Source organism: Streptomyces sp. NBC_00358, from assembly GCF_036099295.1.
Classification (GTDB): domain Bacteria; phylum Actinomycetota; class Actinomycetes; order Streptomycetales; family Streptomycetaceae; genus Streptomyces.
In genome coordinates this window covers 1,682,655-1,696,207 of sequence record NZ_CP107976.1, presented here as the reverse complement: position 1 = coordinate 1,696,207, position 13,553 = coordinate 1,682,655, and the positions used below count along the sequence as shown (strand labels likewise).

At 74.0% G+C, this 13,553-nt stretch carries 10 protein-coding genes and 1 tRNA gene; 2 read left to right on the top strand and 9 right to left on the bottom strand.

Annotation, left to right across the window (positions count from 1 at the left end):
* Positions 1-4: 4 nt before the first annotated feature.
* Positions 5-78, top strand: a tRNA-Pro gene (locus OHT01_RS06975).
* 170 nt (positions 79-248) lie between these two features.
* Here OHT01_RS06975 and OHT01_RS06970 read toward each other — a convergent pair.
* Entirely contained in the window at positions 249-1,178 is a 930-nt protein-coding gene (locus OHT01_RS06970) for an alpha/beta hydrolase (protein ID WP_328552247.1), read from the bottom strand.
* Positions 1,179-1,292: 114 nt separating this feature from the next.
* Between OHT01_RS06970 and OHT01_RS06965 the strand changes: the two genes are divergently transcribed.
* On the top strand, positions 1,293-1,739 hold the full coding sequence (locus OHT01_RS06965) for a MarR family winged helix-turn-helix transcriptional regulator (RefSeq protein WP_328552246.1): 447 nt from the start codon (positions 1,293-1,295) through the stop codon (positions 1,737-1,739).
* 256 nt (positions 1,740-1,995) lie between these two features.
* Here OHT01_RS06965 and OHT01_RS06960 read toward each other — a convergent pair whose 3' ends face one another.
* Genes OHT01_RS06960 through OHT01_RS06925 form a run of 8 tightly spaced genes read right to left on the bottom strand, consistent with a single transcriptional unit; the run spans position 1,996 to position 13,526 of the window.
* A complete protein-coding gene (locus tag OHT01_RS06960; protein WP_328552245.1) occupies positions 1,996-2,772 on the bottom strand; it encodes an ABC transporter permease in 777 nt (258 codons plus the stop codon).
* The gene (locus OHT01_RS06955; RefSeq protein ID WP_328552244.1) at positions 2,769-3,689 is read right to left on the bottom strand and encodes an ABC transporter ATP-binding protein; all 921 of its coding nucleotides are present in this window, start codon (positions 3,687-3,689) and stop codon (positions 2,769-2,771) included. Before OHT01_RS06955 ends, OHT01_RS06960 begins: the two co-directional genes overlap by 4 nt.
* Positions 3,690-3,715: 26 nt before the next feature.
* A complete protein-coding gene (locus tag OHT01_RS06950) occupies positions 3,716-4,666 on the bottom strand; it encodes a thiopeptide-type bacteriocin biosynthesis protein (RefSeq protein ID WP_328552243.1) in 951 nt (316 codons plus the stop codon).
* Positions 4,663-6,207: a hypothetical protein gene (locus OHT01_RS06945; RefSeq protein WP_328552242.1), complete on the bottom strand. Its 1,545-nt coding sequence runs from the start codon at positions 6,205-6,207 to the stop codon at positions 4,663-4,665. The genes OHT01_RS06950 and OHT01_RS06945 overlap by 4 nt, the downstream gene beginning before the upstream one ends.
* Positions 6,204-8,171 carry a YcaO-like family protein gene (locus tag OHT01_RS06940; protein ID WP_328552241.1) on the bottom strand — a complete coding sequence of 656 codons (1,968 nt, stop codon included), beginning with the start codon at positions 8,169-8,171 and terminating at the stop codon, positions 6,204-6,206. Before OHT01_RS06940 ends, OHT01_RS06945 begins: the two co-directional genes overlap by 4 nt.
* Positions 8,168-9,901: a hypothetical protein gene (locus tag OHT01_RS06935; protein WP_328552240.1), complete on the bottom strand. Its 1,734-nt coding sequence runs from the start codon at positions 9,899-9,901 to the stop codon at positions 8,168-8,170. The genes OHT01_RS06940 and OHT01_RS06935 overlap by 4 nt, the downstream gene beginning before the upstream one ends.
* Positions 9,898-12,477 carry a hypothetical protein gene (locus OHT01_RS06930; RefSeq protein WP_328552239.1) on the bottom strand — a complete coding sequence of 860 codons (2,580 nt, stop codon included), beginning with the start codon at positions 12,475-12,477 and terminating at the stop codon, positions 9,898-9,900. Before OHT01_RS06930 ends, OHT01_RS06935 begins: the two co-directional genes overlap by 4 nt.
* Positions 12,474-13,526, bottom strand: coding sequence for a hypothetical protein (locus OHT01_RS06925; protein ID WP_328552238.1), 1,053 nt, complete (start codon positions 13,524-13,526; stop codon positions 12,474-12,476). Before OHT01_RS06925 ends, OHT01_RS06930 begins: the two co-directional genes overlap by 4 nt.
* Between the last annotated feature and the right edge of the window lie 27 nt (positions 13,527-13,553).

The following is a 13,553-nucleotide window of genomic DNA, read 5'->3' as shown; positions in this document are numbered from 1 at the left end:
GCATCGGGACGTGGCGCAGCTTGGTAGCGCACTTGACTGGGGGTCAAGGGGTCGCAGGTTCAAATCCTGTCGTCCCGACTTTACGAAGTATCAAATCAGGGGCCGTTTCAGAGGAGATCTGAAACGGCCCCTTGATCATTCCTGCGGCCGGCTGGGGCCGGCGCACTTGGCTGGGGTGAAGCGCAACGTGACCCGGTCAAGGTGCGTCATGCGGTTTGTTGATCACGTGCAGGCCGCCGGGGCCGACGTCAGTGGGCCCGTTCGAGACGGTCGGCGCCCGGGTGCCCGGCGCCCAGGTGGGCGGTGAAAAAGCGGGCGGCCCGGTCGAGTGCGGCGTCCGCCTCGTCGAGGTGGCCGTAGTGGTGCTGGAAGACGTGGGGGAGACCGGGCCCGACTTCGAGTGTGACCTCGATGTCGTCGGCGCCCGCGCGGCCGGCCAGCCGGACCGCGTCGTCGAGCAGCACCTCGTTCGCCCCGACCTGCACGAGCAGTGGGGGCAGCCCGGTGAGGTCGGCGAACACCGGGCTGGCCAGGGGATGCGCCCGGTCGCCCGCGCCGACGTAGAGATCGGCGTAGGCGCGCACGTCCGCCTCGGTGAAAATGGGGTCGGCGCCCTCCTTGGAACGGATGCTTCCGCCCGCGAGGGTGAGGTCGACCCACGGGGAGAAGACGACCACGGCGGCCGGTTGCGGCAGCCCGGCCTCCCGGGCCGCGAGCAGTGTGGCGATGCTCAGGCCGCCACCGGCGGAGTCGCCGGCCATGACGAGGTCCCGTGCGTCTGTGCCCGCCGCCAGCAGTTCACGATAGGCCGCCAGCCCGTCGTCGACGGCCGCGGGGAAGGGGTGCTCGGGCGCCAGCCGGTAATCCACCGATATCGCTCGCAGTCCGGCGCGGCGGGCCAGTTCACCGACCAGTCCCGCGTGGGTGTCCGGTGAGCCGACGACGTAGCCGCCGCCGTGCAGGTAGAGCAGTCGGCCGCGGCCGGCGACTTCGGCCGGCTCCAGCTCCAGGGCCGGCCGGCCGCCCAGGACGGTCCTGCGGGTGATGACGCCCTCCGGCGCGGGGCGGGTGACAGCTCCGGCGAAACCGTTGCGCTGCTTCTCGGGAGTGGGCCGCGTCTCGCTGCGAGGGGAGGAACGGAACATGGCATCCAGGGCGTCGCGCTGCTGTCGGGACATGGGGGCCTCCACGGAGTGGGCGGGGTGCGAGGATGTATTCCTGGGAATCCATCCACTTGAGCCCAACCAGATTCCAAGGAAGATGATTCCCAGGAATCCACCTGGAGAGATGCTGTGAGCCACGTCACCCCGATCTTCACCGACCTCGTCCGCGTCGAGACCCGGCTCTACAACGCCGTGAGTGCCCGGCTGCGCGCCGAGCAAGGGCTGGGGCTGGGGCAGTTCGAGCTTCTGGAGATCATCGACCGTGTGCCGGGGTGCCGCGTGCTCGACATCGCCGGTGAACTGGCGATCACCGTCGGGGCCGTCAGCAAGGCGGTCGACCGGCTGGTGGCTGCGGGCTGGTGCCTGCGGGTCGCACACCCCCAGGACCGCCGCTCTTCCGTCCTGCGCCTCACGTCCGAGGGCGAGAAGCGGCTGGCCGCTTCCCGCCCCATGGTCGAAAGCGTGCTCATCTCGCTGACCGCGGCGGTTCCCCCTGACGACCTGACCCGCATCGCCTCAACCCTGGCCACCCTTCGCGCGACCCTTGAGGAGGGCTCCCACGGCCGACCGGGCTGAGAGGACATGGCCCTGTCGGGCACCACACGGGTACGGACCTCGCGGGAGATCCGCATGGTTGTCGACTTCCCCCGCCTTCGGCTCCGGCGCGACCCCGGCGCCTGTGAACCCTCGGATGCTGTTCGACTCCCCGCCACGGGCGGAGCGCTCCACAGCGGCTCGTCCCGACCGGGACAAGCTCGGACAAGCCGGCGACCGTGCGGCCGATGGCAGTCGGCGGGCCGGCCCGGCCGCGTCCGACCGTGCCGCCGGCCGGCTACCGGGCCGGGTCGCGGCGGTACAGCCAGGCGGCTCCCGCGAGGAAGACCGTCGCCCAGATCGTGAGGTTGGCCAGTGCCACGCCGACCGGGCCGCCGGTGAGGGGGAGGCGGGCGAGTTGACCGACTCCGTAGCCGGGGGTGAACGGGGCGAAGGAGCGGACCGACTCCGGCAGGAAGGGCAGCGGGACGAACAGGCCGCCGCACAGGGCGAGCAGTGCCAGTGCGGGGCCGACGAACTGCATGACGTTCTCGGAGGGCAGCACGAATCCCGCGAAGAGGCCGAGGGCGGCGAAGACCGAGGAGCCGAGCCAGGCGATCAGGCCGGAGAGCAGCCAGACCCGCAGCGGGGCCCGCACTCCGGAGGCCGCGCCGAGGGTGAACTCCACGGCCACCGAAAGCAGTCCGAGCAGCATCGCGGTCAGCACCTTGATCGCCAGGTGGGCGAGCGGGAGCAGCGGCGTGATGCGCAGTTGCCTGGTCCAGCCGACGCTTCGTTCGATCGCGACGGCGGCGCCGCAGGAGGTGGCGGCGAGCATCGAGCCGTAGACCGCCATGTTGATCATGGTGAGCTGGCGCACCCCCGTCTCTCCCGCGGCCCGGCCGGCCTGCGGCAGGCCGAAGGAGAGGAAGAACAGTGCGGGCATTCCCAGGGCGAAGACCAGGGTGCGCCGGTTGCGCAGCACCCGTCGCGCCTCCAGTCGCAGGGCCACCGTGTTGAATCCGCCGTACGGCGGCCGGGCGGAGGCCTCGGGGTCGGCCGTGACGTGGGTCATCCGCGCTCCTCGGGGTCGGACTCGGTGGCGCCCGCGAACGACCGGGAGGAGCCGCGGCCGGTCAGTGCCACGAAGGCCGACTCCAGGGTGGCGGTGATCTCCAGGTCCCGGGCGGCGGTGTGGTTCAGCAGATGGCGGGCGACCCGGTCGGAGTCGCGGGTGCTCAGCAGGACCGAATCGCCGTGCACCTCCGCGGAGTCCACGCCGGGCAGGGCTTGGACGGTCGCCGGCTCGGCTCCGGGCCAGAGCACCCGGATCCGGCGACCGGTCGCCAGGTTCTTGATCCTCGCCGCCGGGCCGTCGGCCACCACGACGCCTTCCCGTACGACCACGATCCGGTCGGCGTGTGCGTCGGCCTCGTCGAGGTAGTGGGTGGCGAACAGCACGGCCCGGCCGCGTTCCGCATCGCGGCGGACCGCCTTCCAGAAGTCCTGCCGGGCCTCGACGTCCATGCCGGTGGTCGGCTCGTCGAGAACCAGCAACCGCGGTTCCGGCAGCAGGGCCAGCGCGAAGCGGAGCCGTTGCTGCTCGCCGCCGGAGCACTTGCCGACCCGTCGTCCGGCGATCGACGTCAGCCCGGCCACTTCCAGCACCTGGTCGACCGGTCTGGCCGTCGGGTACACGGAGGCGACGTACCGGACGGTCTCGGCGACCGTGAAGTCGCGCAGCAGGCCGCCGCTCTGCAGCGCGGCGGCCACCAGGCCGTGCCGGACCGCGTCCACGGGGAGGCGGCCGCAGACCCGGACGGTGCCCGAGTCGGGCCTGGCCAGGCCCAGCAGCAGGTCGATGGTGGTGGACTTGCCCGCGCCGTTCGGCCCGAGGAAGGCGACCACCTCGCCGGCCTCGACCCGCAGGTTCAGGCCGTCGACCGCTGTGACCTCGCCGAATCGCTTGTGTACGTCGACGAGTTCGATCACCGCACGCCCGCTTGGCCGACGTTGCGTCATGACACACCGCTGTGCTGCTGGAGGAGGTTCAGCAGGATCGCGGCCATCATGCCCTCGCGGCCCACGCCGACGCCCAGCCGGTTCTGGGTCATGTGGAGTTGGGAGCCGAGGATCCGGCCGGCGCCGGGGATGCCGTGGGACTCGGTCCACAGTTCGGCGGCCGGCCGGAGCCTGGTCGTCCAGGCACTCCAGCGGGACGGGGCGCCGTCGGCCAGCGCGGCCAGCGCCCCCGCGCTCGCCCGCAGCCGGTCGGCCTGCTCGGCGACGCCGCGGGCGATGCGTTCGGCGGCTTCTCCCCGGCCCGGCCCGCCGGACCACTCCGCCCAGCCGTCGCGCACCGCGCGCAGCAGAGCCGACCGGTCGCCGGGCCAGGCCGACAGGGTCGCGGCCATCGCCTCCAACCCGTCCGCGACGCTGCGGCCGTGTCCCGGGCGGGCCCGGCAGGCGCGCAGTGCCACCACGCTGGAGGCATGGAACAACTCCTCGCTGAGCGCCATGTTTCCGGGCCCGCCGTAGCGCCGGATCTCCGGCTCGTACACCGCCGGGTGGACACCCGGCGGCAGCAACTCGCCGAGGTCGAGTGCGTGACCACCCTCGCCGAGGTCGGCGAGCGGCCGTGCGGCCTGCCGGTACGAGGCGGCGGTGATCCGGTCCTCGGGCGGCAGCTCGGCGGTGACGGCGTCCGTCCGGGCGGTCAGCTCCGCGGTGATCCGGGTGGCCGCCGGATCGCCCAGGTCGGCGATCCGCAGTCGCAGATGCGGACCGCCCTGCCAGTAGCGGATGAAGAACCAGGGCCGGGGCGGGTCGCCCGGCCCCTGACCGGCCACGTGCTCCTCGACCACCGGAACCACGGCTCGGAGCAGCAGGTTCTCCAGCGCGGCGGGTCGCAGCGAGCCCGCGTGCAGGTGCCAACTGCGCCATCGGCCCTGGGCGTCGGGTGTCCTCATGTGCGCAGGTCCAGCATCGGTTCGGTGAAGCGGGACGTCCCGCAGACGGTCATGAACACCGGGGTCTCCTCGCGGCGTAGGCCGAACAGGGGCTGCACGTGGTACTCGACGAAGGAGCGCGCCGGGCGGGCGACCAGCCCGTGCGCGGCCGCCGCCAGGCAGAGGCCGTGCACGCTCCAGCCCAGGCATAGCTGGAGCAGGCCGAGGGCCGACGGACCGAAGTCGTCGAGCAGCGCGCCGACGTCGACGGAGTGGACCCAGACCATCGCCGCGTGGCGCATCCCGGAGTCGGTGTTCGGCGAGGGCTGCTGGCCGAATCCGGGCTGGAGCGCGGCCATGATCCTGGGCCGGACCGGACCGGGCGTCAGTTCCCTGCCCTCGACTCGGTGGACGCCGGTCGGCAGACCGCCGACCCGTTGCAGGGCCACGCTCAGTCGGACCCGGTCGGCGACCTCGGCCAGCAGACGGTCCGGCGGGGGCCGGTCGGCCCACGCCAGCAGATCGGCGAGGCAGTCGGCGGAGACCTCGGCGGGCCGCAGCGCGAAGCCGTACAACCGGTCCGGCATCCGGCCGGAGGTGCGGTTCCACAGCACCTCCGCCCAGTCGGCGCCGCCGGCCGGGCCGTCCTCGGGCAGCCCACGGGCCGGTGGCGGCGGCCCTGGCGGCAGACCGTGACGCAGGGCACTGACGGCGGCCATGTCCTGGACCGACGGATCGTCCGGCTCCAGCAGGGAGTCGCGGTGGCCCGACTCGATGCCGGCCGGGCTGGGCAGCACCGTGCTCGGCCCGACCGGGCCGAGGCCGCCGAGCCGGACGGACAGCGGGGCGGACCAGGTGCCGGGACCGGCCGAGCGGACCACGGCCTCGGCCTCGGCGGTGCTCCCGCCGTCCAGCGCGAGCCGGGCCTCCACCCCGAGCAGGTCCGCCGCCACGCACAACGACCGCAGATTGACCCCGAGTTCGACCTCGGTGACGGCGTACCGCATCCGGCCGTAGGCGGCGGGCAGGTCGCTGTAGCGGGCGGCCAGCAGCACCGATGTCCCGTCCCCCGTCAGCTCGGCCGCTCCCTCGGGCGGCGTCACGTCCACCAGCGCGTGCCGGTACACGTCGAGATAGCGGACCGCCGACCCCTGGGCGAGGAAGGCGTGCACCGGGTACTTCGCCCGCCCGGAGGCGACCGAACGATGGTCGGCGTAGCGGTGCGAGGGCTCGCGGCGCTGGAGGCCGAAGGCGGTGGTCAGCAGGTGCCCGAGCCGGTCGCGCGGGGCCGGCGCCGCGACGGTCCCGGGCTCGCGGGGCCCGGGGTACGAGGTGGCGGCCAGCAGCTCGTGGGTGCCGAGCGGCAGCGGCACGCCGGTGGACGAGCGGGCCCACCGGGGCGGCAGGGCGCTGGTGGTGGGGACCCCGTCGTCCACCAGGTGCTGTTCGCCGAGGTGCCCCTTGCCGGGGCCCTGCCGGAAGGCGAAGCGGCGGACGTCGGCCAGGGTCGGCGCACCGGGTCGCGTGGATGCGGAGGCGGATGCGGAGGCGGCTGCGGTCATGGGAAGGGGTGGGGGTCGAGGGGCAGGTCGGCCGGATCCGCGTCGAGCCGCGAGAGCAACCGGTCCAGGCCGGACAGGCGTTGGTGTGCCTGCCCGAAGCACATCGGCAGGATGCCGGGCACCACGCACTTGACCACCGACATGCCGAGCGCGGAGTGATCGGGGGTGGACTGCTCGACAGCCAGCACGGTGCCGAGCCCGGCCGCCCGGTACAGGTCGAGCACGTACTCCAGCGCGCCGGTCACGTCACCGCCCGCCGCGCGGATCAACGGCCGCGGCCAGCCGTCGAAGGCGTCCGCCAGCGGCAGCACCGGGCCGCCGAGGACCCGTTCGACCCGAGGCAGCAGTTCGGGGAACGTGTAGCGGCGCCAGTGCTGCGCCAACTCCTCCACCTGCCAGGGGTCGTCGATCAGCGGCTCCAGCGGCTTCGGATCCCAGTTCAGCCCGCCCGTCACCAACTGGGCCAGCTCCCACAGCGCCGAGCGCACCGCCTGCTCGGGATCCGGGTGGCAGCCGGCCGTGCTGAAGCTGGCCGGCAGACCCCCGTCGCGCCGCACCGCCAGCGCCCAGACCGCGGGCACCGGGATGTCGGCGGTGGCGACCAGCAGGTGGACGTCGTAGCCGTGCTTCTCGGCCGTCCTGAGCAGCAGCCGTGACTGGCGGTCGCGGACGGTGGCGGGATCGACGGCGGGCAGCGGGCGGGCGAGGTGCCAGGCCTGCAGGAAGGCGTCCCGCTCGGCGAGTTCGAGCAGCGAGTGCAAGGCCGCCTCCTCGAAGCCGCCGCCGAGGGCGCAGCCGCTGGAGGATTCCAGGAAGGCGCCGCGCCGGCTCTCCCCCTCCGCCGCCCTGATGCGGTAGCCGTACCGGTAGAAGCCGATCTCGGCCGGGACCAGGCGGGGTTCGCCGCCGGTCAGTGGCCGGGCCCACACCCAGTCCAGCGGGGTGTCCTCGGTGTACCGCCGCACCTTGCTCAGCGGGGAGGCGAGTTGGCGGTCGGTGTAGCCGCCGAGGGTCGCCGGGTCGAGCGCGAGAGCACCGAGCTCCCGGTGGGGCACGTCGGGGACGACGGTCGCCGCGTGCGGGTAGCCGGCCTGGCGCTCCATCGCCTCGTACATGCCGACGGCCTCGGCCTCGCGGAACCGCATCCCCCGGCCGAGACCGGACGGTGTCCCCGCCAGTACGTCGACCTCGCTCACCGGGAAGCTGCCCGACGAGTAGCGGGTGATCCGTACCACCGGGCCGAAGCGGGGATCCGCGAACGCGGCCCGCATCCGGTCCGGGTCCATCCCGAAGGGCGCCGAACTCTGCCGGGTCGGTACCTCGGCGGTGGTCGGACGCGGCACCGGCCGTGGCAGGGCCGGCGGCCCGTCGGCGGCCGAGGCCAGCAGCGGCGGGCCGCCCCCGCACAGGCGGCACCGGAAGGTCCGCATCACCCGGTGCCGGGCGACCACGCCGGTTCGCGAGACGGCCACCAGCTCACCGGGACCGGGCGCGGCCTGGGCCGTGAGCACCGCACCGACCACCGCCTCCAGCCACGGCGACACGGGGACCGCCCGACCGGGGGCGGGTGCGCGCGTGTCGGGTTCGCTCCGGTGGGCGGCCGCCTGCTCGCGTTCGCGCCGGTCGCTCTCGGGGCGCTTCTCGGGGTCCCAGCGGCGGTAGGTGTCGGCGGCGGCGGCGCAGCCCGGGCAGGCCAGGGCGCCGTCCGGGGTCCAGCGTGGTCCGATCTGGATCTCGGTGGCGCCGATCCGGACGGACAGCAGATCCTTGCCGGTGGCACGGGCGGCGGCCATCGCCCGGCGTTCCCAGTCCAGATCGAGCTCGCCATGGGCGGTCAGCACGCAGCCGTCCAACCGCTCGGCCCAGGTCCGCCAGTCCCAGGAGCCCGGCGCACCGGGGCCGATCCGGGGTCCGGTCGCCGCCGGCTGTCCGGGGGTCTCCGCCACCGTGATGTCCTCGGTCATGAGAGCCGCACCGGCCCGCAGTGGAGCGGGAGTTGTCCGATGACCGGGTCGTGGGTCAGTCGCCGGGCGCGGACGGTACGGCCCCGGACGGCCGGTTCGGTATCGAGGCGGTTCAGGGCCAGCCGCACCGCGGTCACCGAGCAGGTCTCCAACACGCTGGTGCCGACCGGCTGTTCGGCGAGCAGCCCGCGCACCTCGGGGTCGGCCTGGGCACGGGCGACGGCGGCGGCGAGGGCCGACCGGGTCGCGGTGGCCGGGGTCTCGCCCCATTCGGTCGCGGCCACCGTCCCGTCCTGCTCCGTGACCGTCACCAACGACCAGCCGGACACCGCACATTGACGATGTGTCAGATCCGCAGTGCGGTCGAACCAGGACTCCAGGAGGCCGAACAGCGTCCGGCCTTCGGCGCTGCCGAGTCCGTCCCATCCGATCCGGTCGCCCGGACGGCCGAGCAGGAGTTCGGCGCCGAGCTGACGCAGCACACCGTCGAGCAGCCAGCGTCCCTCGGTCGTCCCGGCGGCGCCGTCGGGCCCGGCAAGCCGGCGCGCCGCGGCCAGCAGCGCGCCGACGCCGGCGGCGGCGCGGTCCGGCCCCCACCCGGCGGCCCGGGCGGGGGCCGGACCGGTGAGCAGCTCGACGGTCTCCAGGGAGAACGGCAACTGGTCCAGGTCCAGGTCACGCCCGCGCCGCACCGGCCCGACCCAACGGGTCGTCAGCGGAGTCCAGGCCGTCAGCAATTCCTCGGTCCCCGGCGGATCGGCGTCCTCGGTCGGCAGCACCGGGACGCCGAGTCCTTCGCCGCCCCCGGACATCCCGAGTGACCCTGCGGGTGCCGACGGGGGCCCGGCCGCAGCCGGGATATGGCCACCGGCCGGCCCGTCCTGCGCGGCAGGGCCGTCGGGGAGGGGAATGCGGGTGGTCCGGAGCTGCCGGCCGTGGATCACCGTGGCCGTCCGGGGTGACCGGTCGAGATCGGTGAGGCCGGCCAGCACGGCGCGGGCCGCCAGCGCTCCGGCGAGGACCGCGCTGAGCGGGCGCGGGGCGCCGGCCTCGGGGTCCCCGGCCACCCAGGCCGCCGCGCGGTGGACGGCCGCTTCGAAGGCGGCCGTCCCGGTGGCGTCGTCCAGCTCGGCCACCAGGGCCACGTGTTCCCCGGCGTGCACGGCGACCACCCGGGTGCCGGGCGGCAGCGCCGCAGGTGGGCCGGACGGGTGCTCGTGATCCGTGATGAGCACCACCCAGCCCGGATCCAGCGGTTCGAAGCCGTCGGAGCGGGCGACCGTGTCCGCCACTCCGTGGCGCCGCAGCGACCGCGCCGCCGTCTCGGCGGCGGGTCCGCTCCCCAGCACGCGCACCCGCGCGCCCCGGAGCCGCGCGAAGTCCCCGTAGGGGTCCGGGCTGTGGGCTTCCAGGTAGGCGAGCGTCTCGGCGTAGCGGGCCGCGGTGGCCCCGTCGGGTGCCGGGGTGGTCAGCGCGTCCAGGTCGAGCAGGACGTCCCGGTCCACCAGGGTGCGCAGGATCCGGTCGAGGGCCGGGCGGGCGGACTCGCTCCCGAAGGCCGCGACGAGGGCGTCGACGTCGGTGCCGTCGCTGAGCTCCGCCAGCCGACTGTCCAGGACGGTGTACAGCGTCGGCGGCCCCGCGAGGACGAAGGACTCGCCGACCCGGGCGACGTGCACGCCCTGCCGGACGGGTGCGAAGTGCGTACCGGGGCGCAGTTTGACCCTCACTCGTCCTCCCCGGCGGACGCGGCCTGCGGCTGCTCGGAGCCAGGGCCGTGCACCATGTCGTACTCCAGCAGCCACTCGCCGGCCGTGACCCCGCCGCGCACCCCGGGCAGGGCCTCCTCGAAGAACCCGGCGCTCCGGCGCTCCAGGAACTTCGGCAGCACCCGCACCATCAGCGCGCTGCCCAGGTCCAGGTACTGGGGCTTCTCCCGGCTGCGTGTCTTGAGGTAGCGGGTGAGCGCCGCGGCGGCGGCGTCGCCGGACAGCCTCTGGCCGGCCGGCATGCCGAGCGGGGTCTTCATGACGATCTCCTCGGGCATGTCGTGCGTGGCGCGCCAGCGCGTCATGGCGATCAGGTGGGCGGCCTCGTCCTCCGGCTCGCCGGCCGTCATGGACGGGAGGTCGTCCCCCGGGTACCAGCGGCGGCGCTGCAGCACCACGTCCCCGGCGACCAGCCGGGGGTAGCGGACGGTGCCGCCGTCGAGGTCGCGTCGCTGGGTGTGCAGCTGCCCGACCGGGTCGAAGGCGACCCGGCCCGTGTCGTACAGCCAGACGGCCAGGGTGAGCGGCGTGGGCTGGAGTTCGACCCACTTCATGCCCAGCGACATCACCCGGACCGGCTGCCCGTCCCGGTCGAGCAGATCGAGCCGGTCGGCGACCGGGTCGTGGGCCAGCGTGACTCCGAGCCAGTCCTCCGGAGTGAAGGTCTCGTCCAGCAGCCGCATCCGGTGGTTGATGTTGGCCCGGTGCAGTCCGCGGTCCTCGACCAGCCGGACGCCGTCGGAGCCGAACCGGTGCTGGATCCGGCGGGCGATCCGGGAGGCGACGTCACTGCCGAGCTCGGCCTGAGCGCCGAGGAAGCGGGTCCCGAGCTGGCCGTGCCCGGTGTAGCAGGCGTTCAGCACCAGCCGACCGTCGGCGGGCTGGACCAGCAGGCCGTACGACGCGGTGGGGAGCCGGAAGCGGTCGGGCAGGCCGTCCGCGAGCGAGGCGAGCAGGCCGGGGTCCACCGAGACCTCGGCGTCGTCGCCGGCCTCGCGGATCCGGGCGGCGAGGACGGCGAGGGCGGCGGCGCGCCGGCGGCGCAGCTCGGACAGCGAACCGTCGGCGGGGCCCCACTGCTCGGCGTCGGCCCGGGTGAGTGAGAGCTCCCGGCCGCGGACCAGGGTGACCAGTTCGTCGGCGTGGTCGAGCAGGTCGACCCGGGCACCGACGCCGAAGCGGTCGGTGAAGGCCCGGGTGAGCAGGGCGCGGATCTCGTGATGCCGGTCGAAGAGGCTCTGGAAGGCGGTCACCCGGCCGAGGTCGGCCAGTGCGGCGCGGTAGCCCTCGGGCGAGACGGCGCCGGGTTCCAGCAGGTAGTCCTCGTTGACCTGGAGCCTGGCGGGGCAGGTGCTGAGCTCGTTGAGCGCGGTCTCGGCGGTGCGGATCCTGCTGAGGGCGGCCCGGCGTCCGCCGACCGAGTCCCGGGCCATCAGGTCGAGGTCGGCGGCGATCGCGGCGACCGTCGCGGCTGCCTCCGGGTGGTGTTCGGCGAGCAGCTTCTCGGCGGGCGGCAGCGGGTCCGCGGCCTGCTCGTCGAGGACCGGGGCGGCCACCAGGATCTGCGCGTCGACGGCGGCGGTGACCAGTCGGGCGGCATCCGGCTCGGGCACCGCGAACCGGCGGGCGAGTTCGGCGGTCAGCAGCTCGACCGGCAGGGGGCCGAGGACGGTGAGCTTCAGCACGGTGGTCAGCTGCTCGTTGAGCTCGGCCGCAAGGGTGCGCCGCCGGCCGTCCGCGACGTGCTGGAAGCGGACGTGGGTGCCCTCCCGCCGGAGCATCGCGTTGTGCTGGACGACGGCGGGGAGTTCACCCGGGCGGGGCGGGGCCGCGATGCCGTTGACCAGGCTGGAGAAGAGCGCCCGGTCGGGGGTGAGTACGGAGTGGGCCCGTCGGCGGTCGAAGGCGGCCTCGTCGAGGCGGCGGCCGTCCTCGGACCAATCGGCGAAGCCGACGGCGGTGAGCCGGGACAGCGGACTGACCCGCAGCAGGGCGCGCGCGAGGTGCTGGAGCAGTCCGCGCTCGGACTTGCGCTGACGGGCGGTCAGTGCCCCCGGCGAGGCACGGTAGCGCTGGGCCGCGTCGAGCACCTGGGGGGAGTTGAGGGCCAGCGAGAGCTGGAAGGGCTCGGAGCCGACCGCCTGGGCGAGCCGTTCACGCTCCTCGGCGAGGAAGCCCGGCAGACCCGCCTCCAGTGCGGTACGGGCGAGTTGGCCGCGTTCGCTGGCGGCCAGCCAGGCGGTGACGGCCGGCGGGAGCGGCGTCTGCCAGCCGTCCCGCAGGTCGGCGGCGTCCGGGGAGCGGTCGTTGAAGACGGCGCGTTTGAGCCGCAGCAGGCGGTGGCGTTCGCGGCCGACGGCGACCCCGGCGAGTCGGTAGAGCTCCTCGCAGACCTCGTCGGCCAGCGACCGGCAGTCCCGATGTGCGGTGAACAGGGCCCGCAGGACGGTACCGAGCCGGTCGCCGCCCAGGCGCAGACCCGGGGTGGGATTCACCCGGTACATGGGTGTGTCGGCCAGGTTCCAGGACGTGGTCACGCCAGCTCCCTGCTGAAGGCTTGCACCCGCTCGATGGACGACACACCGGTCAACTCGTCGGTCCCCTCGCCCAGTCCGTAGCAGAGGTAGTACCGCTGCATCGGGGTGATGCCGAAGCAGGTCAGGCCGGCGTAGAGGACGTTCAGCACGATCCGGTGCGCGATGTGACGGTAGGAGGGCTTGCGCAGCATGCCGCCGTCCAGGACCGCGCCGATGAACTCGCTGCGGACCGGGGTGCCGAGCGGGTGCTCCCAGTCCCCGCCGCCGGCCGCGCCCTGAAGGACACGGTCGTCGACGGCCTGGCCGGCGGTGTGGGCCTCGGCCACTCCCCAGGCGTACTGCATGGCCCGTTCCCAGGACCGCAGGGTGTCGCTCTGCACCGGTGCCTGAAGGGCGTCGAGGAAGACCTGACGGTCACTCAAGTACCGTGCGGCGAAAGCTGATCTGAGGTCGGCGTGCTTCCCGGTCACCGAGGCGACGCCCTCGGCGTGCGAGCGGTACGGCAGCGCGCCGGCGCTGATGCCGCGCGGGTGGGTGCGGGCGAGCAGCGCGAGGACCTGGGCGAGGTGCGGCAGCAGGTCGGCCTCGGGGACGGCCAGCGAGCCGAGCGCCGGTTCGAGGAAGCGTCCCATGATCTGGTCGACGGCCTGGGAGAGCGCCGGGGAATCGGTGCGCGGCCGGTGCGGTTCGGCGATCACGGTGCCCTGCGGATGGCAGGGCAGCAACTCGTCCCGGACGTTCTCCCAGCGGGCGAGTTCCTGTGCGCGGCGCAGGTAGGTCTCCTGGTCCGGGGCGCTCGCGCCGCGGGCGGCGGCCAGTGCGGTCGCGGTGGCGACGAACTCGTCGGCGTCGACGGTCCGTTCGCCGTAAGGGCGGAGGGTCAGGAGGAGGTGTGAGCCGTGCAGCCAGCCTCGGCGCACATGGACCACGGGGAGCTGCTGCGAGCTTTTCAGGTGCAGCAGGGGCTCGCTGATTTCTCGCAGCAGCTCCCGCGGATTATCCGAATAGTCGAAAACCCGTATGGCCAGGCCCGGATCGATAGTTCGCATGACGACTCCAGGAAATGCACGATTCGG

Excerpts from the sequence above, each read along its gene's own strand:
- OHT01_RS06970 (WP_328552247.1), bottom strand. The coding sequence starts at position 1,178 with ATGTCCCGACAGCAGCGCGACGCCCTGGATGCCATGTTCCGTTCCTCC.
- OHT01_RS06940 (WP_328552241.1), bottom strand. The coding sequence starts at position 8,171 with ATGACCGAGGACATCACGGTGGCGGAGACCCCCGGACAGCCGGCGGCG.
- OHT01_RS06950 (WP_328552243.1), bottom strand. The coding sequence starts at position 4,666 with ATGAGGACACCCGACGCCCAGGGCCGATGGCGCAGTTGGCACCTGCAC.
- OHT01_RS06945 (WP_328552242.1), bottom strand. The coding sequence starts at position 6,207 with ATGACCGCAGCCGCCTCCGCATCCGCCTCCGCATCCACGCGACCCGGT.
- OHT01_RS06925 (WP_328552238.1), bottom strand. The coding sequence starts at position 13,526 with ATGCGAACTATCGATCCGGGCCTGGCCATACGGGTTTTCGACTATTCG.
- OHT01_RS06960 (WP_328552245.1), bottom strand. The coding sequence starts at position 2,772 with ATGACCCACGTCACGGCCGACCCCGAGGCCTCCGCCCGGCCGCCGTAC.